This is a genomic window from Pseudomonas sp. TNT2022 ID1044 (assembly GCF_028656895.1).
Taxonomy (GTDB): Bacteria; Pseudomonadota; Gammaproteobacteria; order Pseudomonadales; family Pseudomonadaceae; genus Aquipseudomonas; species Aquipseudomonas reinekei.
The window spans coordinates 21,969-43,276 of the sequence record NZ_JAMDHB010000013.1; the positions used below are offsets into that span (position 1 = coordinate 21,969).

The window sequence follows — 21,308 nt, forward strand, 5'->3', positions numbered from 1 at the left end:
TGGGCAATAGAGAAGCGTTTCAGATTTGGTCGTAGCCTTCGGCCAGATGCAGATCCTTGAGCTTCACGTAGTTCGCCGCGCTGTAAGTGAAAAAGGCTTGTTCCTTGTCGGTCAGGGGTCGCACCTGCTTCACCGGACTGCCCACATACAAAAAGCCGCTTTCCAGGCGCTTGCCCGGAGGCACCAGACTGCCGGCACCAATGATCACATCGTCGCCAACCACCGCGCCGTCCATGACGATGCTGCCCATGCCGATCAACACCCGGCTGCCTACGCTGCAACCGTGCAGCATGACTTTGTGGGCGATGGTCACGTCATCGCCGATCAGCAGCGGGAAACCGTCAGGGTTGAACGGCCCGGCATGGGTGATGTGCAACACGCAGCCGTCCTGCACGCTGGTGCGCGCACCGATGCGGATGCGGTGCATGTCGCCGCGGATCACCGTCAATGGCCATACCGAGCTGTCTTCGCCGATTTCGACGTCACCGATCACCACCGCCGAGCGGTCGACAAAAGCGCCTTTGCCCAGCAGCGGCGTGTGGTTCTGATACTTGCGAAGATTCACGATAGGGTTTCTCTCTGTTGCTGATAGCTGCGGTGAACGTCGATTGTAATTAAGATGGCTGCATGTTTCTTCCAGCCAAGGTGCCAACCGTGAGCGTGAACAACCCTCTTTTGCAGTCCTACGACCTGCCGCCGTTCTCCGCGATCCGTGCCGAGCATGTGCAACCGGCCATTGAACAGATCCTGGCTGACAACCGCGCCGCCATTATCGAGATCCTCAAGACCCAGGGCAAACAACCGACCTGGGCCGGCCTGGTGCTGGCGATGGACGAGCTCAACGATCGCCTGGGCGCCGCCTGGAGCCCGGTCAGCCACTTGAATGCCGTGTGCAACAGCGCCGAACTGCGCGAAGCCTACGAGTCATGCCTGCCGGCCTTGAGCGCCTACTCCACCGAAATGGGCCAGAACCGTGAACTGTTCCAGGCCTATGAAGCCCTGGCCAACAGCCCGGAAGCCGCCGGTTTCGACGTCGCGCAAAAAACCATCCTGGAACACGCCCTGCGCGACTTCCGTCTGTCGGGTATCGACCTGCCGGAAGCAGAACAAAAGCGCTACGCCGAAGTGCAGAGCAAATTGTCCGAGCTCGGCAGCCGCTTCTCCAACCAGTTGCTCGACGCGACCCAGGCCTGGACCAAGCACATCACCGATGAAGCCGCCCTCGCCGGCCTGACCGATTCGGCCAAGGCGCAAATGGCCGCCGCCGCGCAAGCCAAAGAGCTGGATGGCTGGCTGATCACCCTGGAATTCCCGAGCTACTACGCGGTGATGACCTACGCCCACGACCGTGCATTGCGCGAAGAAGTCTACGCCGCCTACTGCACCCGCGCGTCGGACCAGGGCCCGAATGCCGGTCAGAACGATAATGGCCCGGTCATGGAAGAAATCCTCGACCTGCGTCAGGAGTTGGCAAGACTGCTGGGGTTCGGCAGTTTCTCGGAGTTGAGCCTGGCGACCAAAATGGCCGAGTCGAGCGATCAAGTGCTGAGTTTCCTGCGCGACCTGGCCAAGCGCAGCAAGCCGTTCGCCGCGCAGGACTTGCAACAGCTCAAGGCTTACGCCGCCGAGCAGGGCTGCCCGGATCTGCAAAGCTGGGACAGCGGTTTCTACGGCGAAAAACTTCGCGAGCAACGTTACAGCGTTGCCCAGGAAGCCCTTCGCGCCTACTTCCCGATCGATAAAGTGCTGGGCGGTCTGTTCGCGATTGTGCAACGTCTGTACGGCATCGAGATCGCCGAGCAGAAAGGTTTCGACACCTGGCACCCGGATGTACGCCTGTTCGAGATCAAGGAAAACGGCCAGCACGTCGGTCGCTTCTTCTTCGACCTTTACGCCCGCGCCAACAAGCGTGGCGGTGCCTGGATGGATGGCGCCCGCGACCGTCGCCGCACCGCCGAAGGTGTACTGCAAAGCCCGGTGGCCAACCTGGTCTGCAACTTCACTCCGGCTGACAGCGGCAAGCCCGCCCTGCTGACCCACGATGAAGTGACCACCCTGTTCCATGAGTTCGGTCATGGTCTGCATCACTTGCTGACTCGCGTCGAACACGCCGGGGTTTCCGGCATTAACGGTGTGGCCTGGGATGCGGTCGAGCTGCCAAGCCAGTTCATGGAAAACTGGTGCTGGGAGCCGGAAGGCCTGGCGCTGATTTCCGGTCATTACGAGACCGGCGAGCCACTTCCACAGGACCTGCTGCAGAAGATGCTCGCAGCGAAAAACTTCCAGTCCGGCCTGATGATGGTCCGCCAGCTGGAGTTCTCGCTGTTCGACTTCGAGCTGCACGCCACCCACGGCGACGGTCGCAGTGTGCTGCAAGTGCTTGAAGGCGTGCGTGACGAGGTTTCGGTCATGCGTCCGCCAGCCTACAACCGCTTCCCCAACAGCTTTGCGCACATCTTCGCCGGTGGTTATGCCGCGGGCTACTACAGCTATAAATGGGCAGAAGTGCTGTCCGCCGATGCGTTCTCGAAGTTCGAGGAAGAAGGCGTGCTCAACGCCACTACTGGCCGCGCATTCCGTGAAGCGATCCTCGCGCGCGGTGGTTCCCAGGAGCCGATGGTGTTGTTCGTCGACTTCCGTGGCCGTGAGCCTTCGATTGACGCACTCTTGCGCCACAGCGGCCTGAGTGAGGACGCGGCAGCATGAGTGAGGGTCCCGTGATTACCAAACGACGCTTTATCGCCGGGGCGGTTTGCCCGGCCTGCAGCGAGCCGGACAAGCTGATGATGTGGAACGAAGACAGCGTGCCGCACCGTGAGTGTGTGGCTTGCGGTTATTCCGATACGCTGAATGAACAAGGTCTGTCTGTGCCCAAGGAATTGGGCACGCGGGTCAATACGTCTGCGCTGAAAGCGCCGGATACCAAGGTTCAGGCCGTACAGTTTTTCCCGAACCCGAAGCTGAAAAAGAAAACTGAAGAGTAGTTCTCAGTTGAGAACGCCTTCCACTGCGCAATGCAGTGGGAGGCGTTGCTACTCGACATGCGCCGATTGGAACCAGTGTTTCATCAAGCACGCCACGAACGGGCTCGTGCTGCAATCGCCGTTGATCAGCGCAGTTCGCAGCTTATCGATGTCCGCCTGCATCATGTAACGAACACCCTCCTTGCCTGAGCGGTCAAAGACCTGTCAGGCAGGCGCGAATTAAGTGTGAAAGGCTGCTGCCGGGACCGCGTGACAAAACGTCAGGGCACCCGACAGACTTCAAGCGACTCAGTCTTATAACTTCAGCTTGAAAAAAGCTCTGACCAAGTCTGACAGACCGGGCGTTTCTATCAAATTGTAAGTGTGGGCGTTAATTTTCCTGACTGCAAAAGTGGCACCTTCATCATTAGATGTGGCGTAAAAAGATGCGTCGAGTTCCGGTTCCTCAGTATCGTCCAGATCAAGCGCTTCAATTCGAACGGCGTGTCTCAATGGTGTGACAGGCTCGATGGGGTTCGCAGGGTCAAAAACCTCGACAAGATCAACGTCATTCAGAAAAAGAAAAACGCCATACTCCGGGCTTATGACTTGCTGCCGATAAAACGAAAGTCCAACTTCGGTTATTGCGCTGACATCCTTCTCATCAATGCTTCCATCCGCAATGACATTGATATCCGACCAAGGATCGAAATCGAGTTTATACTTTTCTGCACCGTCAAATGCTATATGCAACGACATGCTTATTACTTTTCCAGAATGCTCTAACTGCTTCAGGCTATCCATATTATCAGTTAGCGCCCGTACCAACTTTATAATTATTTTATGACCTTCATTGGTTTCTACACGCTGAAGATACACACCTTCTTTATCGGGTTTCCACATGATGATTCTCGCTGTCCACCTTACCTGCTTCGTTGAAACGGCAAGTGTCCATTACGGATTGACAATACTCGCGTAGGCCGCGGCCAATGCCAGCATCTTTGCTTTGTCGTCATGATCGATGTCGCCATCTCCATCTACGTCTCTTGCCTGGCCAAGGCTGAAAGACTTTCCACCATCGTAAGACGAGGCAATGAAGATGCTGGAGTCCAGCAACGTGTCTGTCGACACGCCATCTTCATCCTGAAGCGACTCTTTAAGAGCAAATTGCATGGAAACCAGAACTTCATCCGGATCGACGATAGTCGGGCCAAGCTTTTGAAGAAAGATGCCACGACGATTAAAATACGACATTATTAAATCCCTTTAATTGATATTAATTTTTAAGTTTACCGCGAGAAAACAATACCGATATTCGCTCCATACAAACCAGACTTTATATGTTTCGCTTAATTGCCTGAGCGACATTTAAAGTAAAAGGTGCCGAACGGCAGTGGCATGCCGACGGTTCCCGCGATACTGTATGCACATACAGCATCCGGATCTTGCCCATGCATACGCCATTGCCCCCACGCGGTCGCGGCACCGCGACCAACCCGCAGAACCGTTTCGCCCCCCATCGTTCGGTGGCCGAGGACGACGGCTGGTATCAGGAAGTGCCAACGACCCAAGGCACCGAGGTGCGTATCGAGACGGCGAAAACCATCATCACCCGCAATAACTCGCCGGACCTGCCTTTCGATCGCTCGATCAATCCCTATCGCGGTTGCGAGCACGGATGCATTTATTGCTATGCGCGTCCCAGTCATGCCTATTGGGACATGTCGCCGGGGCTGGATTTCGAAACCAGGCTGATCGCCAAAACCAATGCCGTGGAGGTGCTGGAACAACAGCTGTCCAAACGCGGTTATCAATGCGCGCCGATCAACCTCGGCTCCAACACCGATCCGTATCAGCCGATCGAGCGCGAGTACAAGATCACCCGGCAAACCCTCGAAGTGCTGCTGCGTTACCGGCATCCAGTGACCATCGTCACCAAAGGCTCGTTGATTTTGCGCGACCTCGATCTGCTGGCCGAACTCGCTCGACAACGGTTGGTGGCGGTGATGATCAGCCTGACCACGCTGGACGACGAGCTCAAACGCACCCTCGAACCGCGCGCCGCAGCGCCCAAGGCCCGGTTGCGGGCGATCAGGGTCATGCGCGAGGCCGGAATCCCGGTGGGGGTGCTGTGTTCACCGATGATTCCGATGATCAACGACAGCGAACTCGAAAGCCTGCTCACCGAAGCCCAGGCAGCCGGGGCGCAAAGCGCTGCTTACATGATGTTGCGCCTGCCGCTGGAGGTGGCGCCGTTGTTCGAAGAATGGTTGGCCGCCCACTACCCTCAAAGGGCAGCGCATGTACTGAGCCTGATTCGCCAGAGCCGCGGCGGCGGGTTGTACGACAGCCGCTTTGGCGCACGAATGCGCGGAGAAGGCCCCTTTGCCGACTTGCTGGCGCAGCGTTTTGCCAAGACCATCAAGCGCCTTGGACTCAATCATCGAGAGGGTTTCAACCTGGACTGCGACGCCTTTTGTCCGCCGGGTCGCCAAATGTCACTGATTTGAGGACAATTGGCCTATCGTTGAGTATTGAAGAACGCCCTCGAAGATTAGCCCAGTCACGTTTTTTGTGACCTGGAACACACGTTCTAGAGCGCTTTATTCAGTTTGAGTTAAGATTCGGCCGCTACCTTGTTCATCGAGTGACTGACGGGTCGAGGTCTTCGACCTGGATGTTTTTTGTACAGCCACTGGCTTCACACCGGACTTCACGGAAAATTCCCTGACTCCGCCAAAGAGGATGAATCATGAGTGACAAGGATAAACAGCCGTTGGCTGCGTCGGCTTCCGCCCAACCCGAGGCGGAAACCGCCGATGCAGCGCTGCAGCATATCGTTGACGGCTTTTTGCATTTTCATCACGAGATTTTTCCGCAGCAGGAAGAACTCTTCAAAAAACTCGCCACGGCCCAACGGCCGCGCGCCATGTTCATCGCCTGCGCCGATTCGCGCATCGTTCCTGAATTGATCACCCAAAGCTCCCCCGGCGATCTGTTCGTCACCCGTAATGTCGGCAACGTCGTCCCCCCTTACGGACAAATGAACGGCGGTGTTTCCACGGCTATCGAATACGCCGTACTGGCCCTCGGCGTGCATCACATCATTATCTGCGGGCACTCCGACTGCGGCGCGATGCGCGCGGTGCTCAACCCCCAAAGCCTGGAAAAAATGCCCACGGTCAAAGCCTGGCTGCGGCATGCGGAAGTGGCGAAGACCATGGTCCAGGACAACTGCAACTGCGCGAATGAAAGCGAAAGCATGCACATCCTCACTGAAGAGAATGTCATCGCCCAATTGCAGCACTTGCGCACTCACCCATCGGTGGCCTCGCGGATGGCTAACGGTCAGTTGTTTATCCACGGTTGGGTCTACAACATCGAAACCAGCGAAATCAAAGCCTACGACGCCGATCAGGGATGTTTCCTGCCGCTCAATGGCAGCCTGCCCCTTCCGGTGGCGACGCCCAAAGCGCGCTTCTAAAACCTCCTAAATCTGTGTGGAACAGTCGAGGCTGCCGATCAGGCAGCCCGGCTTCGCCATGCCTGAAGAAAACTTCGGGAGAATCACCATGCGTGCTGCGCAATTCAAAGCTGTTTTGCCACGGGAGCTGTTGGCTTCTGTGGTCGTTTTCCTGGTCGCCCTGCCGCTGTGCATGGGCATTGCGATCGCGTCTGGGTTGCCTCCGGCCAAAGGCCTGATCACCGGGATTATCGGTGGTTTGGTGGTGGGCTGGCTGGCCGGTTCGCCGTTGCAAGTGAGTGGCCCTGCCGCCGGCCTGGCGGTGCTGGTGTTCGAACTGGTGCGCCAGCATGGCGTGGCCATGCTCGGGCCGATCTTGCTGCTCGCAGGTTTCCTGCAACTGGTGGCCGGCCGCTTGAAACTGGGCTGCTGGTTCCGTGTGACAGCGCCCGCCGTTGTGTACGGCATGCTGGCCGGGATCGGGGTATTGATCGTCCTGTCACAGGTCCATGTGATGCTCGATGCAGCGCCAAAACCGTCGGGGCTGGATAACCTCGCGACCTTCCCCGCCGCAGTGGCCCAGGCCTTACCGTCCGTTGGCTGGCAGGCCGGGCTGCTCGGGTTATCGACCATCGCCGTGATGTGGCTGTGGGAAAAACTGCGCCCGCACTCCCTGCGCTTTATTCCAGGGGCCCTGCTCGGCGTCGGACTTGCCACCACCGCCAGCCTGCTCCTGTCGTTGCAGGTCAAACGGGTGGAAGTGCCGGCCAACCTGTGGGAAGCCATTGATTGGCTGCGCCCGGCAGACCTGCTCAATCTGGCAGACCCTACCCTGCTCATCGCTGCCTTCGCCGTGGCTTTCATCGCCAGTGCCGAAACCCTGCTCTCGGCTGCCGCGGTAGACCGGATGCACAGCGGCCAGCGCTCGGACTTCGACCGGGAACTGTCGGCGCAAGGTGTCGGCAACATGCTCTGCGGCCTGCTCGGCGCCCTGCCGATGACCGGCGTTATCGTCCGCAGCTCGGCCAACGTCCAGGCCGGCGCCACCACACGTTACTCGACGATATTCCATGGGCTGTGGCTGCTGGCGTTCGTATTGCTGCTGTCGAGCGTGCTGCAAAGCATTCCGGTGGCCAGCCTGGCCGGTGTGCTGGTGTACACCGGCTTCAAGCTGGTGGACCTCAAGGCCTTTCGCGGCCTCGGACGCTACGGTCGGATGCCGATGTTCACCTATGCCGCTACCGCACTGGCCATCGTCTTCACTGATTTGCTGACCGGTGTGCTGATCGGTTTCGGTCTGACGCTGGTGAAACTGGCGCTGAAGGCTTCACGGTTGAAAATCAGCCTGATCGACCTGCCGCAGGACGGCGAGATGGAGTTGCGTCTGGTGGGCGCGGCGACGTTTCTTAAAGTGCCCGCGCTGACCAAGGTGCTGGGGAGCATTCCCGCAGGCGCGACGGTGCATGTGCCGCTCAATAACCTGAACTACATCGACCACTCGTGCCTGGAGTTGCTGGAGGAATGGGGCCGGGCTAATGCGGCCAAGGGTTCGAAGCTGTTGATTGAGTCTCGAGGGTTGAAGCGCAGGCTTGAGGGACGAGTACGGACTAACACTGGCATAGGTGCGGCTGGCTGAAGATCCCTTGTGGGGGCGAGTTTGCTCGCTCCCACAAGGGAACAGTGTCGCCTGAAATTCAAGCGACCGTCTGATCCAGCTCCAGGCCTACGCCCAGACGGCGCGACATGCATGGCCAGCGCTTCCACGCGGCGCCGGTCTCTGGGCTGCTCAGCTTCTCGCGATAGGCTTCCACCGACTCCAGCGCGAAACTCTCCTCGCTCAGCATTTCGTCGAAGGCGTGATGCACGACCTCATCGAGTTGGTTGGCAAATTCCTCACCGATCAACTGGTGAGCAATCAGGTTGGCGACAGTCATGTCCAAGGGGATCAGTGGCTGGCCGAAATGCTTGATGTACAGGTCGTTGACCTCTTCGACAAAGCGATGCGCCAGATAGGCCTCGTCCAGCAGGCTGTCGAGCCCGACATGACCGGCCATGATGGCTGGCGGCTGGAGGAAGTACTGTTCGGCGATTTTCAGCACCGGTTTGATCTGTGACTCGATACCCGCTTCCCTGGCGACTTCATTGGCTGCATCCAGCAGATCAGGAACTTCATCAATGTAGGCGGCGACGAAACGCGTCATTACGCCGTTGGCGTCCGCTTCCGGCAAACGGATCGCCGGGTGTAAATGAGGCAATTTGGATTCCAGCTGACGGGTCAGCAGGCTGGTCTCGGCTTCGTGTTGTTGGGCTTTTTGGATCTGCTCGCGCAATGCGGCGGTGTTCATGAAAACTCCAGGAAACAAGGCAATGAAATAGGGAAGACATAACTTAGCTGGCTTACGAAAAATGCTAAGACGCATTTGTCATAATTATTTCATCCTTGAGACGCCCCCGTTATATCGGTTTGCCACCACTCGTCTGCATCCTTCTCCATTCATGCCCTGCAACGCAAGTTAATGCTGTTTCAGCTGATTTACGCCTTCGCATTGCGAGGTGGGAGCAGCTGTCTATACTCGGGTTGGAATGGAGTTAGCTGATGACGCCCGACTGCATATGCAGCAAGGCCCGGTGCTCAAGTTCGTAGTCTGATGCAGCCGCTCCCTTGCCGCAGGTGAAAGCCGGCGGGATAACAAGAACGATAAGGGGAACCCGCAATGATGCGACATCCACATGTCTGGATGGGCCTCCTGTTGTGGTCGGTTTTCAGCCAGGCGCAAGCCGCCTGGACTGTGAATATGGCGCCTGGAGCGACTGAAATCAGTCACGCTGTGTTTGACCTGCACATGACCATTTTCTGGATCTGTGTGGTGATCGGCATCATCGTCTTTGGTGCCATGTTCTGGTCGATGATCCTGCACCGCCGCTCGACCGGGCAGGAGGCGGCCAAGTTTCATGAAAGCACCACCGTCGAAATTCTCTGGACCATCGTGCCCTTCATCATCCTGGTAGCCATGGCGGTTCCCGCGACGGCGACCCTGATCAAGATGTACGACGCCAGTGAGCCGGACATCGATATCCAGGTCACCGGCTATCAATGGAAATGGCACTACAAATACCTGGGCCAGGACGTCGAGTTCTTCAGCAACCTGGCCACCCCCGCCGACCAGATCCACAACAAGGAAGCCAAGGGCGAGCACTACCTGCTCGAGGTCGACAAGCCGTTGGTGCTGCCGATCGGCGCCAAAGTGCGCTTCCTCGTGACCTCCGCCGACGTGATCCACTCATGGTGGGTGCCGGCCTTCGCGGTCAAGCGCGATGCGATTCCGGGGTTCGTCAACGAAGCCTGGACCCGTGTTGAAAAGCCCGGCATTTACCGTGGCCAGTGCGCCGAGCTGTGCGGCAAGGACCATGGGTTCATGCCGATCGTGGTCGAGGTCAAGGAAAAGGCTGACTACGAGAAATGGCTGGGTGAGCGCAAGGCAGAAGCCGCGCAGCTCAAAGAGCTGACCAGCAAGGAATGGACCCTCGACGAGCTCAAGGAGCGTGGCGACAAGGTCTATCACACCACTTGCGTGGCCTGTCACCAGGCCGAGGGTCAAGGTCTGCCGCCGATGTTCCCGGCACTCAAGGGCTCGAAAATTGCCACCGGACCGATCAAGGATCACCTGAGCATTGTCTTCCACGGCAAGCCCGGCACCTCCATGGCGGCGTTCGGCAAGCAGCTCTCGGAAGTCGATATTGCGGCGGTCGTGACCTACGAACGTAACGCCTGGGGCAACAACAAGGGCGACATGGTCACTCCGAAAGAAGTGCTTGAGCTGAAACAGGCGGAAAGCAAATGACCCGGTCCATTGCTCACCTCAGGAACCGGTCGGGGCACTGCGCCCCGGCCTGCCCAGCCCATCCGGTTAAAGGAGACAGGCCATGAGCGCCGTAATCGATGACCACGGTCATGCCGACCACGCCCACGGCCCTGCCAAAGGCCTGATGCGTTGGGTGCTGACCACCAACCACAAGGACATCGGCACGCTGTACCTGTGGTTCGCGTTTTCCATGTTCCTGCTCGGCGGCTCGTTCGCGATGGTGATTCGCGCCGAGTTGTTCCAGCCGGGCCTGCAAATCGTCCAGCCGGAATTTTTCAACCAGATGACCACCATGCACGGCCTGGTGATGGTCTTCGGCGCGGTGATGCCGGCGTTCGTCGGCCTCGCCAACTGGATGATTCCGCTGATGGTCGGCGCGCCGGACATGGCCCTGCCACGGATGAACAACTTCAGCTTCTGGCTCCTGCCAGCGGCGTTCATCATGCTGGTTTCGACCCTGTTCACCCCGGGAGGCGGGCCGAACTTTGGCTGGACGTTCTACGCGCCGCTGTCCACGACCTATGCGCCGGAAAGCGTGACGTTCTTCATCTTCGCCATCCACTTGATGGGGATCAGTTCGATCATGGGGGCGATCAACGTGATTGCCACCATCCTCAACCTGCGCGCCCCCGGCATGACGCTGATGAAAATGCCGCTGTTCGTCTGGACCTGGCTGATCACCGCGTTCCTGCTGATCGCGGTGATGCCGGTGCTGGCCGGGTGCGTGACGATGATGCTGATGGACATCCACTTCGGCACCAGCTTCTTCAGTGCTGCCGGCGGCGGTGACCCGGTGCTGTTCCAGCACGTGTTCTGGTTCTTCGGTCACCCCGAGGTGTACATCATGATCCTGCCGGCCTTCGGTGCCGTCAGCTCGATCATCCCGACCTTTTCGCGCAAGCCGCTGTTCGGCTACACCTCGATGGTCTACGCCACGGCCAGTATTGCGTTCCTGTCGTTCATCGTCTGGGCGCACCACATGTTCGTGGTCGGCATTCCGCTGGTGGGCGAGCTGTTCTTCATGTACGCCACGCTGCTGATCGCGGTGCCAACGGGCGTGAAGGTGTTCAACTGGGCCAGCACCATGTGGCAAGGCTCACTGACCTTCGAGACACCGATGCTGTTTGCGGTGGCGTTCGTGATCCTGTTTTCCATCGGCGGGTTCTCCGGGCTGATGCTGGCCATCGCCCCGGCGGACTTCCAGTACCAGGACACTTACTTCGTGGTCGCGCACTTCCACTATGTGCTGGTGCCGGGCGCGATCTTCGGGATCTTCGCTTCGGCGTACTACTGGATGCCGAAGTGGACAGGTCACATGTACGACGAAACCCTCGGCAAGCTGCACTTCTGGCTGTCGTTCATCGGCATGAACATGGCTTTCTTCCCGATGCACTTCGTGGGCCTGGCCGGCATGCCACGGCGGATTCCGGACTACAACCTGCAATTCGCCGACTTCAACATGGTGTCGTCGATCGGTGCCTTCATGTTCGGCGCCACGCAGATTTTCTTCCTGTTCATCGTGATCAAGACCATTCGCGGCGGCCCGCCGGCACCGGCCAAACCCTGGGATGGGGCTGAAGGGCTGGAGTGGAGCATTCCGTCACCGGCGCCGTATCACACCTTCACCACGCCGCCGGAAGTGAAATGAACATGGCCCTTGTAGGAGCCGGCTTGCTGGCGATGAACGATAACGCGGTTCATCAGACAGACCGCGGTGCCTGCATCGCCAGCAAGCCGGCTCCTACAGGAATTTCGGCGGAGGTTTGGAGTCATGGCTGATTCGATTTCGATGAAGAAGCTGGTCACGCGGCTATTGCTGGTGGTGGTCGCGATGTTTGTCTTCGGATTTGCTCTGGTGCCGATCTACGACGTGATGTGCAAGGCGTTCGGCATCAATGGCAAGACTGCCGGTCAGTACCAAGGCGAGCAAACGGTCGATACCTCGCGGCAAGTGCGCGTGCAGTTCCTGTCGACCAACTCCGCCGACATGTCCTGGGATTTCTATCCCAAGCACGATGAACTGACGGCCAACCCCGGGGCGGTGAACGAGATGATCTTCATCGCGCACAACCCCACCGACAAGCCGATGAGCGCGCAGGCCGTGCCGAGCATCGCGCCGAGCGCGGCAGCGGCGTATTTCCACAAGACCGAATGCTTCTGTTTTACCCAGCAAGTGCTGCAACCCGGGCAGCGGATCGAGATGCCGGTACGTTTCATCGTTGACCGTGACATGCCCAAGGAAGTGAAGCACCTGACGCTGTCCTACACGCTGTTCGATATCACCGCCCGACATCCACCGGTCGCAGTAAACACTGGCGGTTGAGCGTGCCCGATAAGGAGAACAATAAATGGCAACTCATGAGCATTATTACGTTCCGGCCCAGAGCAAATGGCCGATCATCGCCACAGTCGGGATGTTCGTCACGGTGTTCGGCCTGGCCACCTGGTTCAACGATCTGAAAGCGGCGCGGCCCGAATCCCATGGCCCGCTGATTTTTTTCGTCGGTGGCCTGCTGCTGGCCTACATGCTGTTCGGCTGGTTCGGCACGGTGATCAAGGAAAGTCGCGACGGCTTGTACAGCGCGCAGATGGACCGCTCGTTTCGCTGGGGCATGAGCTGGTTCATTTTTTCGGAGGTGATGTTCTTCATCGCCTTCTTCGGCGCGCTGTTTTATGTGCGCCACGTTTCCGGGCCAGCCTTGGGCGGCGAAGGTACCAAGGGCCTCGCGCACATGCTGTGGCCGGGCTTCGAGTTCACCTGGCCTCTGCTGAACAATCCGGATTCCAAACTGTTTCCGCCCCCCACGGACGTCATCAGCCCTTGGGGCTTGCCGCTGCTCAACACCGTGCTGCTGGTGAGTTCCAGCGTCACCGTGACCATCGCCCACCACGCCTTGAAAAAAGGTCATCGCGGCGCGCTGAAACTGTGGCTGGCCATCACCGTGTTGCTGGGCTGCGCGTTCCTCGGTTTCCAGGCTGAAGAGTACATCCACGCCTACCAGGAACTGGGCCTGACCCTGGGCTCGGGCATCTACGGCGCCACGTTCTTCATGCTCACCGGCTTCCACGGCGCCCACGTGACCATCGGCACCATCATCCTGTTCGTGATGCTGATGCGGGTCATGCGCGGGCACTTCGACAACGAACATCAGTTCGGCTTCGAGGCGGCGAGTTGGTACTGGCACTTCGTGGACGTGGTGTGGATCGGACTGTTCGTATTTGTTTACGTCCTGTAGGAGCGAGCTCGCTCCTACAGCTACCAAGGGGCGTGGGAAACCAGCTGGCCGCTGAAGAAACCCCAGGCGATCAAGCCAACGGTGATGGCGGCCAGCGCGACACGAACACTCAAGGCAATGACGAGGCGGTTCGAGCTGCTGTCGTCCTTGACCAGAAAAAACAGGCCGCTGAACAGGCTGACAACCGTGGCAATCAGCATCAGGACGATGGCTGCTTTGAGCATGGTGAGACTCCGGGGGACTAGCGATGCACTTGAGTATAGCTATCGCACCGACCGACTTTCTGGCCACGCCATGAAGCGCTTCCGGCCGGGCATTGTGCCGACATTGGTGGTAGGCCTGCTGCTGCCGGTGCTGGTGTCGCTCGGGTTCTGGCAATTGGGCCGGGGCGCGGAGAAAAGTGCACTGCTGCAAACCTACAGCGAGCGCCGGGTTGCCGAACCGATGGCCAGCACCGAACTGCAACACAGCGCAGACCCGGCCTTTCGCCGCGTTCGCCTGCACGGCCAGTTCGACGCCAGCCACAGCCTGTTGCTGGATAACCGCCAGCGTGACGGCAAGGTCGGCGTCGAGCTGCTGCAACCGTTCCAGGATCAGGCGACCGGACTTTGGCTGCTGGTCAATCGTGGCTGGCTGCCGTGGCCCGACCGGCGTACACCACCGCAATTCACCACACCCACCCAGGCATTGAGTCTGGATGCCTGGGTCTATGTTCCGCCCGGTGCGACCTTCCAGTTGCATGCCGATCCCGACACCACGACCTGGCCGCAACTGGTCACGGCGGTTATCCCGCCAAAGCTCTGGACAGCCCTCGAACGTGACGGCTTCGCCTACGAATTACGCGCAGAAACCGGACCGGCGACTTACCAGGCCGATTGGCCAGTGGTTGCCATGGGGCCGGAAAAACATATCGCTTATGCCGTGCAGTGGTTCGCCATGTCGATCGCCCTGTTCGGCCTTTATCTCTACCTCGGCTGGCACAACGCAAAGGAGAAACACCATGGGAGCGGCCATGAATCCACCCAGCATGTCTGAGGCAAAACCGTCGGTGAACCGGCGCAAGGGACGCGTGCAGTTGCTGTTGATTCTGCTCGGCGTGATCGGGCCGATGATCCTCGCCACCGGCATGTACAAACTGCAGTTCTGGGTGCCGGAAGGTCGCAGCTATCACGGCGAATTGATCGGCAACGGCCAGACCCGCGCCGACCTCGGCGTGCAGGCTGAGGAAGCGCGCTGGCAGTTGCTGGTGACCGCGCCAAAGGACTGCGCGGTCGACTGTCAGCAACTGGTGTACCTGGCGCGGCAGATCCAGATCGGCCTGGGCCGCGAAGCCGGGCGCGCCAGCCATGCGATCGCCGCTGCCCAACCGTTGAACAGCGATTACGAGGCCAGGCTGACCCGCGAATACCCGCAACTGCAACGTTATCCGCTGGACCTCGCCATGTTTACCAAGGCCACCGGTGATCAGGCCGCACCACAACTGTGGATCATCGATCCCCACGGCAACCTGGTGCTGCGCTACGACCCGTCGGTCAAAGGCAAGGATCTGCTCAATGACCTGCGTCACCTGCTGAAACTGTCCAACATCGGATAAGGGCATCGTCATGGCCAAACCTGGATTTCGCCTCGCGCTGTTTGCCACCTTGCTGGCACTGATTGTGGTGTTGCTCGGCGCCTACACCCGCCTGACCCACGCCGGCCTCGGCTGCCCGGACTGGCCGGGCTGCTACGGTTTTATCAGCGTGCCGGAAAGCGAAGCCCAACTGGCCCATGCCGAATTGCATTTCCCGGACACGCCGGTGGAGGCCCACAAGGGCTGGAACGAGATGATCCACCGCTACTTCGCCGGCGCGCTGGGGCTGTTGATTGTGGCCCTGGCCGCTCGCGCGTGGACCCATCGCCGGCATCCAGGACAACCGGTGAAGTTGCCGTTCTTCCTGCTGGCGGTGGTGTTTGCACAAGCGGCGTTCGGGATGTGGACGGTGACGCTCAAGCTTTGGCCGCAAGTGGTGACCGGCCATTTGCTCGGCGGTTTTGCCACGTTGAGCCTGTTGTTCCTGCTGACCTTGCGCCTCTCCGGCGTGCTCCCGGCATTGACGGTGCCACGGCGTTTGCAGCACTGGGCGACGGCCGGACTGCTGCTGGTGATCGGGCAAATCGCCCTGGGTGGCTGGGTCAGCTCCAACTATGCCGCTGTGGCCTGCATCGACTTTCCGACCTGCCACGGCCAATGGCTGCCCCCTGCCGATTTCGCCAATGGATTTCACCTGACCCAGCACATCGGCCCGAACTACCTCGGCGGACAACTGGACAGCGATGCGCGCACGGCGATTCACCTCACGCACCGCATCGGCGCGTTGCTGGTGACGCTGGTGCTGCTCGGTCTGGCCTGGCAACTGAAAGCGGTCGGCATGACGCGCCTGGCGGGCCTTGTACTGGTCGCCCTCGCGGCGCAAATCACCTTGGGCATCAGCAACGTGCTGTTCCATCTGCCGCTGCCGGTGGCCGTCGCACACAACGCCGGGGGCGCCGCCCTGTTGCTGACCATGGTGTTGGTCAATTATCACGCCCGAACCAGTCTGGTCCGGGTCAAGCAACCTTCGCGCTGGCGCTTCAGCCCGCGTAAACATTCAGCCGGGCCCATAACAATAAAAGGAGAGATGCCATGGCGATTCTGATCGGCGAACGTCACAGCCAGGCGATCTGGCGAGACTACCTGGAACTGACCAAGCCGAAAGTGGTGGTGCTGATGCTCATCACCTCGCTGGTCGGGATGTTCCTCGCCACTCGCGCCGGGGTGCCATGGACCGTGCTGGTGTTCGGCAATCTGGGGATCGCGCTGTGCGCAGGCGCAGCGGCAGCGGTCAACCATGTGGTGGACCGGCGGATCGATGCTGTCATGGCCCGCACCCACAAACGCCCCCTGGCTGAAGGCCGGGTATCACCAGCCGCCGCGCTGACCTTTGCCCTGGTGCTGGCTCTGCTGGGGCAGGCCTTGTTGCTGGCCTTCACCAATCCACTGACCGCATGGCTGACCCTCGCCTCTCTGCTCGGCTATGCCGTGGTCTACACCGGCTTCCTCAAACGCGCGACGCCACAGAACATCGTTATCGGTGGCCTCGCCGGTGCCGCACCGCCCCTGCTCGGCTGGACCGCTGCCACCGGTCACGTCAGCGCCGAACCGTTGCTGCTGGTGCTGATCATCTTCGCCTGGACCCCACCGCACTTCTGGGCGCTGGCCATCCACCGCAAAGAGGAATACGCCAAGGCTGACATTCCGATGTTGCCGGTGACCCACGGCGAGCATTACACCAAGGTGCACATCCTGCTTTACACCGGCGCGTTGCTGGCCGTGAGCCTGTTGCCCTACGTGATTCACATGAGCGGCCTGCTGTACCTGACCTGCGCCGTCGTCCTGGGCGCGAGGTTCCTGCAATGGGCCGTGGTGCTGTACCGTGGCACTCGGCCGCACGCGGCGATCAACACGTTCAAGTACTCTATCTACTACTTGTTCCTGCTGTTCATCGCGCTGCTCGTAGACCACTACTTATTGTTGAACCTATGACTCGAACCCAGAAAACCGTCTTCATCCTTGTCGCCCTGATCGCGCTGGTCCTGGGCCTGACCATCAACAAAGTACTCTCCGGCAAAGGCCAGGGCGACCCGACGGCGCTGATCGACGCTGGCATCATTCTGCTGCCGCAAAGCCGCACCCTGCCGAGCGTGACGATGACCGATCAGGACGGCAAACCGGTCGAGATCAATGAACTCAAGGGCAAGTGGTCGCTGCTGTTCTTCGGCTACACCTTCTGCCCGGACATCTGCCCGACCACCCTTGCCCAGTTGCGTCAGATCAAAAGCGAACTGCCTCCGGAGGCGGTGGACAAGTTGCAGATCGTGCTGGTCAGCGTCGACCCGAATCGCGATACACCGAAACAGCTCAAGCAGTATCTGGGTTACTTCGATCCACAGTTCATCGGCCTGACGCCGACCTCGGTAGAAGAACTGCAAAAAGTGGCCAACGCGGTGAGCATTCCATTCATCCCGGCGGATACCAGCAAGCCAAACTACACCGTTGACCACAGCGGCAACCTGGCGGTAATCGGGCCGGACGGGACACAGCGCGGGTTTATTCGCGCACCGTTGAACAATGTGAAGTTGGTCGCGCAGTTGCCGGTGATGCTGAACCGCAAGTAACAGCACCCACAGGGACACCGTGTTTTCAGGCATAAAAAATGGGCATCCGATTTAATCGGTATGCCCATTTTTTATTGCGGTCCTCCCTGTTCGGGAAGGAGATCACCGCAATTACGGATTGACGCTGTCTTTCAACGACTTGCCTGGCTTGAACGCAACGGTGTTGCTGGCCTTGATTTTGACGGGTTCACCGGTTTGCGGGTTTTTGCCGGTGCGGGCGCCGCGGTGGCGTTGCAGGAAGGTACCGAAGCCTACCAGCGTGACGCTGTCTTTGCGGTGCAGGGCGCCGGTGATTTCTTCGAGAACGGCGTTAAGAACGCGGTTGGCCTGCTCTTTGGTGAGGTCTGCTTTTTCAGCAATTGCTGCAGCGAGTTCTGGTTTACGCATATTAGTGAAGCCCCTTTGACGGTTTTTTGTTGTTATGTCCGTGCTGCTCTCTGTGGAGCAGCGCCCAAAGCGCCGCAGGTGCTCTACTCTGCGGCAGACGGGAGTGAGGATGGCACGCAGAGAGGAGCCGCGCCAGTGTCGACGCGGCCAATGTAAGGGCAAAAGGGGGGTGATTCCGACAGAACGACCGGTATTTACGCCAGCAGCGCCGGAAGCTCTTTGTTCAGGGCCAATTTCTCCATCACGGCCGCGCCTGTCAGGGCATAACCGAGCAGTTTGCCGTTGGCATCGCGGCATAAAACCTTGATGTCGGCGCCCTGTCCTTCAACCGTCCAGATGCCCTCCGTCCCCCGTGGCGGCGGGGACACCACGACCGGACACACCGGGGTTTTCACGGTGATGGGCATCGGGCCATAGGCGACCGCTGTCGGCTTGCCGGCGAGGGTCTGGGCCAGCGCTCTCGCACAGCTCATCAGGGGCATCACGTACAACAGATTCAGCCCATCGACTTCGGCGCAATCGCCCAGCGCGTAGATATTGGCATGAGAGCTTTTCAGGTGCCGGTCGACCATCACGCCACGATTGACCTGCAACCCGGCAGCGGCCGCCAGATCGATGCGTGGGCGCAAGCCAATGGCCGAGACCACCACGTCACACGCAATGACCTGGCCATCGGACAGATGAGCTTCCAGGCCATCAGCAACCCGCTGCAAGCGCGTCAGCACCGGGCCGAGGTGGAAACGTGCACCGAGGCTTTCCAGCCCGGCCTGAACCGCCGCAGCCGCCGCCGGGTGCAACAGCGTCGGCATGACCTGCTCGCAGGGTGCAACCAGCTGCACCTCGTAGCCGCCCAGGCTCAAGTCGTTGGCGAACTCGCAGCCAATCAGGCCGGCGCCGAGCAGCAATACCCGACGCTTGCCGGCCGCCGCTGCGCGAAAACGTGCGTAGTCTTCCAGGTCATTGATCGGGAAGACGCAGTCCGTCGCGTCGCCTTCGATAGGTACGCGCACGGTTTCAGCGCCCCAGGCCAGGATCAGGTCGCGGTAGTACACCGCTTCTTCACCGATCCACAGGCGCTTGTGGCCAGGATCGATGCCGCTGATGCGCGTGTGAGTGCGCACTTCGGCCTTCAACTGCTCGGCCATGGCGCCGGGCTCGGCCATGCTCAGGCCGTCGGCGTCCTTGTTTTTGCCGAAACCGGTGGAGAGCATCGGCTTGGAGTAGGAGCGCCCGTCATCGGCAGTCAGCAGCAGCAGCGGGGTTTCGCCATCGAGTTTGCGAAACTCCCGGGCCAGGTTGTAGCCAGCCAGGCCGGTGCCGACGATCACGACAGGTGCGTTCATTCCTTACTCCTTTAAATGTCTTAGTTGATTTCGATCATTTCGAAATCCATTTTGCCGACGCCGCAATCCGGGCACAGCCAGTCTTCCGGCACGTCCTGCCACAGGGTGCCCGGCGCAATGCCGTCATCCGGCCAGCCGTCGGCTTCGTTGTAGATCAGGCCGCAGACCACACATTGCCACTTTTTCATTCAGGTATTTCCTCAGGTTCAGGCTTTTACTGGCGCGAACAGTCGATGGATAAAGCGCTGCTGTCCGGCTCAGGGCGTTTTGTACTGATGGGACCGGCCAGATGCAAGCCTGTTCGGCGCAACGGGCGGCCAGATCACTCAAACTTATCAGCTGACATGGTAAGCTCGCCGCCTCATTTGCTGCCAATAATGACTCACTGTGCCGCACTCAAAATCCCTGTTCTGGGCGCCCAGAAGCCAACTCGCTCCCCTCCCCGACGCCTCAACCCTCGACTGGTTGTTCGATGAAGGCTCGCTGACCAGACGCCTGATTCATCTGACGAACGATGCGTTCAGCGTCACGCCGTTGTTCGAAGGCTGGCAGCCCCTGCGCGCGGATGAATGCATCGCGCTGGGCCTGGTCGAAGGCAGCGAAGGCTGGGTGCGCGAAGTGTATTTGCGCGGTCATGGTGAAGCCTTGGTGTTTGCCCGCAGTGTGGCGTCACGCAGCGCATTGCAGGGCGACGGCTTGCACATGGATGAACTGGGCAGTCGCTCTCTGGGCGAATTGCTGTTTTGCGACCGTGCATTCCAGCGTCAGGCCATCGAAGTTTGCCACTACCCTCAAGAATGGTTGCCGAGCGAAGTGCGGGCGCCTGAACTCTGGGGCCGCCGTTCGCGCTTCGATCGTGGCGCGCTGAGCATCCTGGTGGCCGAGATTTTCCTTCCGACCCTGTGGAGCGCCGCCGGCGTCCAACCGGAGAGCCGTTGATGTACCAGAGCCTGCTCAAGTCCCTGAACCGCTTGAACCCACGGGCCTGGGATTTCATTCAGTTGACCCGCATGGACAAACCGATCGGCATCTACCTGCTGCTGTGGCCGACGCTGTGGGCGCTGTGGATTGCCGGCAAGGGCTCGCCGTCGCTGGCCAACATCGTGATTTTCGTCCTCGGCGTGGTGCTGACCCGGGCCGGCGGCTGCGTAATCAACGACTGGGCTGACCGCAAGGTCGATGGCCACGTCAAACGCACTGCACAACGTCCGTTGGCCAGCGGCAAGATCAGCTCGAAAGAGGCGCTGGTGTTTTTTGCACTGCTGATGGGCGTGAGTTTTCTGCTGGTACTGTGCACCAATGCCCCCACGATCTGGTTGTCATTCGGCGGGCTGGCGCTGGCCTTCACCTACCCGTTCATGAAGCGCTACACCTACTACCCGCAAGTGGTGCTGGGCGCGGCGTTTTCCTGGGGCATGCCGATGGCGTTCACCGCCGAAACCGGCGAACTGCCGGCGGCGGCATGGCTGCTGTGGATCGCCAACCTGTTGTGGACGGTGGGTTACGACACTTATTACGCGATGACTGATCGCGATGACGACTTGAAGATCGGCGTGAAGTCCACGGCCATCCTGTTTGGCGAAGCGGACCGGGTAATCATCCTGTCCCTGCAAGGGTTGGCGCTGGGTTGCCTGTTGCTGGCCGGATCAAAGTTCGAGCTCGGTGGCTGGTTCCACCTGGGGCTGGCGGTGGCAGCGGGCTGTTTTGCCTGGGAGTTCTGGTACACCCGAGGCAAGGACCGCATGCGCTGTTTCAAGGCGTTTTTGCACAATCACTGGGCTGGATTGGCGATTTTTGTCGGGATCGTGCTGGATTACGGGCTGCGATGAATGACATCTGCCCCGTTAACCGGGGCA

General features: G+C 59.7%; 24 protein-coding genes and 1 pseudogene. 16 read left to right on the forward strand and 9 right to left on the reverse strand.

Features of this window, described 5'->3' with window-relative positions; all coding sequences use genetic code 11:
• Positions 1-19 precede the first annotated feature (19 nt).
• Positions 20-565, reverse strand: a complete 546-nt coding sequence (locus M5G20_RS17250) for a gamma carbonic anhydrase family protein (protein WP_075947099.1) — start codon at positions 563-565, stop codon at positions 20-22.
• 62 nt (positions 566-627) lie between these two features.
• On the opposite strand from M5G20_RS17250, the gene prlC reads away from it, so the two are divergent.
• The gene (gene prlC / locus M5G20_RS17255) at positions 628-2,706 is read left to right on the forward strand and encodes an oligopeptidase A (protein WP_273920092.1); all 2,079 of its coding nucleotides are present in this window, start codon (positions 628-630) and stop codon (positions 2,704-2,706) included.
• On the forward strand, positions 2,703-2,984 hold the full coding sequence (locus M5G20_RS17260) for a YheV family putative zinc ribbon protein (RefSeq protein WP_075947098.1): 282 nt from the start codon (positions 2,703-2,705) through the stop codon (positions 2,982-2,984). The genes prlC and M5G20_RS17260 overlap by 4 nt, the downstream gene beginning before the upstream one ends.
• 48 nt (positions 2,985-3,032) lie before the next feature.
• Here M5G20_RS17260 and M5G20_RS17265 read toward each other — a convergent pair.
• The 3 genes and pseudogenes from M5G20_RS17265 to M5G20_RS17275 form a co-directional block, all read right to left on the reverse strand.
• A pseudogene (locus tag M5G20_RS17265) lies at positions 3,033-3,167 on the reverse strand (protein tyrosine phosphatase); the annotation flags it as partial.
• A gap of 111 nt (positions 3,168-3,278) precedes the next feature.
• On the reverse strand, positions 3,279-3,866 hold the full coding sequence (locus M5G20_RS17270; RefSeq protein ID WP_273920093.1) for a hypothetical protein: 588 nt from the start codon (positions 3,864-3,866) through the stop codon (positions 3,279-3,281).
• Between the two features lie 51 nt (positions 3,867-3,917).
• Positions 3,918-4,217, reverse strand: a complete 300-nt coding sequence (locus M5G20_RS17275) for a hypothetical protein (protein ID WP_273920094.1) — start codon at positions 4,215-4,217, stop codon at positions 3,918-3,920.
• Positions 4,218-4,414: 197 nt separating this feature from the next.
• Between M5G20_RS17275 and M5G20_RS17280 the strand changes: the two genes are divergently transcribed.
• The 3 genes from M5G20_RS17280 (at position 4,415) to M5G20_RS17290 (ending at position 8,062) form a co-directional block, all read left to right on the forward strand.
• Positions 4,415-5,473, forward strand: a complete 1,059-nt coding sequence (locus tag M5G20_RS17280) for a PA0069 family radical SAM protein (RefSeq protein WP_273920095.1) — start codon at positions 4,415-4,417, stop codon at positions 5,471-5,473.
• Between the two features lie 242 nt (positions 5,474-5,715).
• Positions 5,716-6,447, forward strand: coding sequence for a carbonic anhydrase (locus M5G20_RS17285; protein WP_150735826.1), 732 nt, complete (start codon positions 5,716-5,718; stop codon positions 6,445-6,447).
• 88 nt (positions 6,448-6,535) lie between these two features.
• Positions 6,536-8,062: a SulP family inorganic anion transporter gene (locus M5G20_RS17290; RefSeq protein WP_273920096.1), complete on the forward strand. Its 1,527-nt coding sequence runs from the start codon at positions 6,536-6,538 to the stop codon at positions 8,060-8,062.
• Between the two features lie 58 nt (positions 8,063-8,120).
• Here M5G20_RS17290 and M5G20_RS17295 read toward each other — a convergent pair whose 3' ends face one another.
• Positions 8,121-8,771: a hypothetical protein gene (locus tag M5G20_RS17295; RefSeq protein WP_273920097.1), complete on the reverse strand. Its 651-nt coding sequence runs from the start codon at positions 8,769-8,771 to the stop codon at positions 8,121-8,123.
• Positions 8,772-9,140: 369 nt separating this feature from the next.
• Between M5G20_RS17295 and coxB the strand changes: the two genes are divergently transcribed.
• The 4 genes from coxB (at position 9,141) to M5G20_RS17315 (ending at position 13,525) form a co-directional block, all read left to right on the forward strand.
• Complete coding sequence (gene coxB, locus M5G20_RS17300) at positions 9,141-10,268, forward strand: cytochrome c oxidase subunit II (RefSeq protein WP_273920098.1); 1,128 nt, start codon at positions 9,141-9,143, stop codon at positions 10,266-10,268.
• An 82-nt stretch (positions 10,269-10,350) separates the two neighbouring features.
• Positions 10,351-11,937 carry a cytochrome c oxidase subunit I gene (gene ctaD, locus M5G20_RS17305; RefSeq protein ID WP_075947090.1) on the forward strand — a complete coding sequence of 529 codons (1,587 nt, stop codon included), beginning with the start codon at positions 10,351-10,353 and terminating at the stop codon, positions 11,935-11,937.
• 123 nt (positions 11,938-12,060) lie between these two features.
• Positions 12,061-12,612, forward strand: coding sequence for a cytochrome c oxidase assembly protein (locus M5G20_RS17310; RefSeq protein ID WP_273920099.1), 552 nt, complete (start codon positions 12,061-12,063; stop codon positions 12,610-12,612).
• Between the two features lie 25 nt (positions 12,613-12,637).
• Positions 12,638-13,525, forward strand: a complete 888-nt coding sequence (locus M5G20_RS17315) for a cytochrome c oxidase subunit 3 (protein WP_273920101.1) — start codon at positions 12,638-12,640, stop codon at positions 13,523-13,525.
• Between the two features lie 20 nt (positions 13,526-13,545).
• Here M5G20_RS17315 and M5G20_RS17320 read toward each other — a convergent pair whose 3' ends face one another.
• The gene (locus tag M5G20_RS17320) at positions 13,546-13,749 is read right to left on the reverse strand and encodes a twin transmembrane helix small protein (protein ID WP_008064738.1); all 204 of its coding nucleotides are present in this window, start codon (positions 13,747-13,749) and stop codon (positions 13,546-13,548) included.
• A 70-nt stretch (positions 13,750-13,819) separates the two neighbouring features.
• On the opposite strand from M5G20_RS17320, the gene M5G20_RS17325 reads away from it, so the two are divergent.
• Genes M5G20_RS17325 through M5G20_RS17345 form a run of 5 tightly spaced genes read left to right on the forward strand, consistent with a single transcriptional unit; the run spans position 13,820 to position 17,722 of the window.
• On the forward strand, positions 13,820-14,560 hold the full coding sequence (locus M5G20_RS17325; RefSeq protein WP_273920102.1) for an SURF1 family protein: 741 nt from the start codon (positions 13,820-13,822) through the stop codon (positions 14,558-14,560).
• Positions 14,526-15,119, forward strand: coding sequence for a hypothetical protein (locus M5G20_RS17330; RefSeq protein ID WP_273920103.1), 594 nt, complete (start codon positions 14,526-14,528; stop codon positions 15,117-15,119). The genes M5G20_RS17325 and M5G20_RS17330 overlap by 35 nt, the downstream gene beginning before the upstream one ends.
• Positions 15,120-15,129: 10 nt before the next feature.
• Entirely contained in the window at positions 15,130-16,203 is a 1,074-nt protein-coding gene (locus M5G20_RS17335) for a COX15/CtaA family protein (protein WP_273920104.1), read from the forward strand.
• Positions 16,191-17,090, forward strand: a complete 900-nt coding sequence (gene cyoE / locus M5G20_RS17340) for a heme o synthase (protein WP_273920105.1) — start codon at positions 16,191-16,193, stop codon at positions 17,088-17,090. The genes M5G20_RS17335 and cyoE overlap by 13 nt, the downstream gene beginning before the upstream one ends.
• Positions 17,087-17,722 carry an SCO family protein gene (locus M5G20_RS17345; protein ID WP_273920106.1) on the forward strand — a complete coding sequence of 212 codons (636 nt, stop codon included), beginning with the start codon at positions 17,087-17,089 and terminating at the stop codon, positions 17,720-17,722. The genes cyoE and M5G20_RS17345 overlap by 4 nt, the downstream gene beginning before the upstream one ends.
• A gap of 111 nt (positions 17,723-17,833) precedes the next feature.
• On the opposite strand, the gene M5G20_RS17350 is transcribed toward M5G20_RS17345, so the two are convergent.
• The 3 genes from M5G20_RS17350 to M5G20_RS17360 form a co-directional block, all read right to left on the reverse strand.
• Positions 17,834-18,109, reverse strand: coding sequence for an HU family DNA-binding protein (locus tag M5G20_RS17350; protein WP_003213368.1), 276 nt, complete (start codon positions 18,107-18,109; stop codon positions 17,834-17,836).
• 194 nt (positions 18,110-18,303) lie between these two features.
• On the reverse strand, positions 18,304-19,452 hold the full coding sequence (locus M5G20_RS17355) for an NAD(P)/FAD-dependent oxidoreductase (protein ID WP_273920107.1): 1,149 nt from the start codon (positions 19,450-19,452) through the stop codon (positions 18,304-18,306).
• A 20-nt stretch (positions 19,453-19,472) separates the two neighbouring features.
• Positions 19,473-19,640 (reverse strand): rubredoxin, encoded by a 168-nt coding sequence (locus M5G20_RS17360; protein ID WP_007954349.1) that lies wholly within the window; start codon positions 19,638-19,640, stop codon positions 19,473-19,475.
• Between the two features lie 199 nt (positions 19,641-19,839).
• Here M5G20_RS17360 and M5G20_RS17365 point away from each other — a divergent pair, with 199 nt between their 5' ends.
• Both M5G20_RS17365 and ubiA read left to right on the forward strand, forming a co-directional pair.
• Positions 19,840-20,391, forward strand: coding sequence for a chorismate--pyruvate lyase family protein (locus M5G20_RS17365; protein ID WP_273920108.1), 552 nt, complete (start codon positions 19,840-19,842; stop codon positions 20,389-20,391).
• Positions 20,391-21,281, forward strand: a complete 891-nt coding sequence (gene ubiA / locus M5G20_RS17370) for a 4-hydroxybenzoate octaprenyltransferase (RefSeq protein WP_273920109.1) — start codon at positions 20,391-20,393, stop codon at positions 21,279-21,281. Before M5G20_RS17365 ends, ubiA begins: the two co-directional genes overlap by 1 nt.
• Positions 21,282-21,308: the final 27 nt, after the last annotated feature.

What these genes read in the sequence shown, in the direction of transcription:
- M5G20_RS17260 (WP_075947098.1), top strand. Translation starts at nt 2,703, where the DNA reads ATGAGTGAGGGTCCCGTGATTACCAAACGACGCTTTATCGCCGGGGCG.
- M5G20_RS17285 (WP_150735826.1), top strand. Translation starts at nt 5,716, where the DNA reads ATGAGTGACAAGGATAAACAGCCGTTGGCTGCGTCGGCTTCCGCCCAA.
- M5G20_RS17350 (WP_003213368.1), bottom strand. Translation starts at nt 18,109, where the DNA reads ATGCGTAAACCAGAACTCGCTGCAGCAATTGCTGAAAAAGCAGACCTC.
- M5G20_RS17325 (WP_273920102.1), top strand. Translation starts at nt 13,820, where the DNA reads ATGAAGCGCTTCCGGCCGGGCATTGTGCCGACATTGGTGGTAGGCCTG.
- M5G20_RS17320 (WP_008064738.1), bottom strand. Translation starts at nt 13,749, where the DNA reads ATGCTCAAAGCAGCCATCGTCCTGATGCTGATTGCCACGGTTGTCAGC.
- M5G20_RS17345 (WP_273920106.1), top strand. Translation starts at nt 17,087, where the DNA reads ATGACTCGAACCCAGAAAACCGTCTTCATCCTTGTCGCCCTGATCGCG.
- M5G20_RS17270 (WP_273920093.1), bottom strand. Translation starts at nt 3,866, where the DNA reads ATGTGGAAACCCGATAAAGAAGGTGTGTATCTTCAGCGTGTAGAAACC.
- cyoE (WP_273920105.1), top strand. Translation starts at nt 16,191, where the DNA reads ATGGCGATTCTGATCGGCGAACGTCACAGCCAGGCGATCTGGCGAGAC.
- M5G20_RS17360 (WP_007954349.1), bottom strand. Translation starts at nt 19,640, where the DNA reads ATGAAAAAGTGGCAATGTGTGGTCTGCGGCCTGATCTACAACGAAGCC.
- M5G20_RS17355 (WP_273920107.1), bottom strand. Translation starts at nt 19,452, where the DNA reads ATGAACGCACCTGTCGTGATCGTCGGCACCGGCCTGGCTGGCTACAAC.
- coxB (WP_273920098.1), top strand. Translation starts at nt 9,141, where the DNA reads ATGATGCGACATCCACATGTCTGGATGGGCCTCCTGTTGTGGTCGGTT.
- M5G20_RS17310 (WP_273920099.1), top strand. Translation starts at nt 12,061, where the DNA reads ATGGCTGATTCGATTTCGATGAAGAAGCTGGTCACGCGGCTATTGCTG.
- prlC (WP_273920092.1), top strand. Translation starts at nt 628, where the DNA reads ATGTTTCTTCCAGCCAAGGTGCCAACCGTGAGCGTGAACAACCCTCTT.
- M5G20_RS17330 (WP_273920103.1), top strand. Translation starts at nt 14,526, where the DNA reads ATGGGAGCGGCCATGAATCCACCCAGCATGTCTGAGGCAAAACCGTCG.
- M5G20_RS17315 (WP_273920101.1), top strand. Translation starts at nt 12,638, where the DNA reads ATGGCAACTCATGAGCATTATTACGTTCCGGCCCAGAGCAAATGGCCG.
- M5G20_RS17275 (WP_273920094.1), bottom strand. Translation starts at nt 4,217, where the DNA reads ATGTCGTATTTTAATCGTCGTGGCATCTTTCTTCAAAAGCTTGGCCCG.
- ubiA (WP_273920109.1), top strand. Translation starts at nt 20,391, where the DNA reads ATGTACCAGAGCCTGCTCAAGTCCCTGAACCGCTTGAACCCACGGGCC.
- ctaD (WP_075947090.1), top strand. Translation starts at nt 10,351, where the DNA reads ATGAGCGCCGTAATCGATGACCACGGTCATGCCGACCACGCCCACGGC.
- M5G20_RS17295 (WP_273920097.1), bottom strand. Translation starts at nt 8,771, where the DNA reads ATGAACACCGCCGCATTGCGCGAGCAGATCCAAAAAGCCCAACAACAC.
- M5G20_RS17335 (WP_273920104.1), top strand. Translation starts at nt 15,130, where the DNA reads ATGGCCAAACCTGGATTTCGCCTCGCGCTGTTTGCCACCTTGCTGGCA.
- M5G20_RS17290 (WP_273920096.1), top strand. Translation starts at nt 6,536, where the DNA reads ATGCGTGCTGCGCAATTCAAAGCTGTTTTGCCACGGGAGCTGTTGGCT.
- M5G20_RS17280 (WP_273920095.1), top strand. Translation starts at nt 4,415, where the DNA reads ATGCATACGCCATTGCCCCCACGCGGTCGCGGCACCGCGACCAACCCG.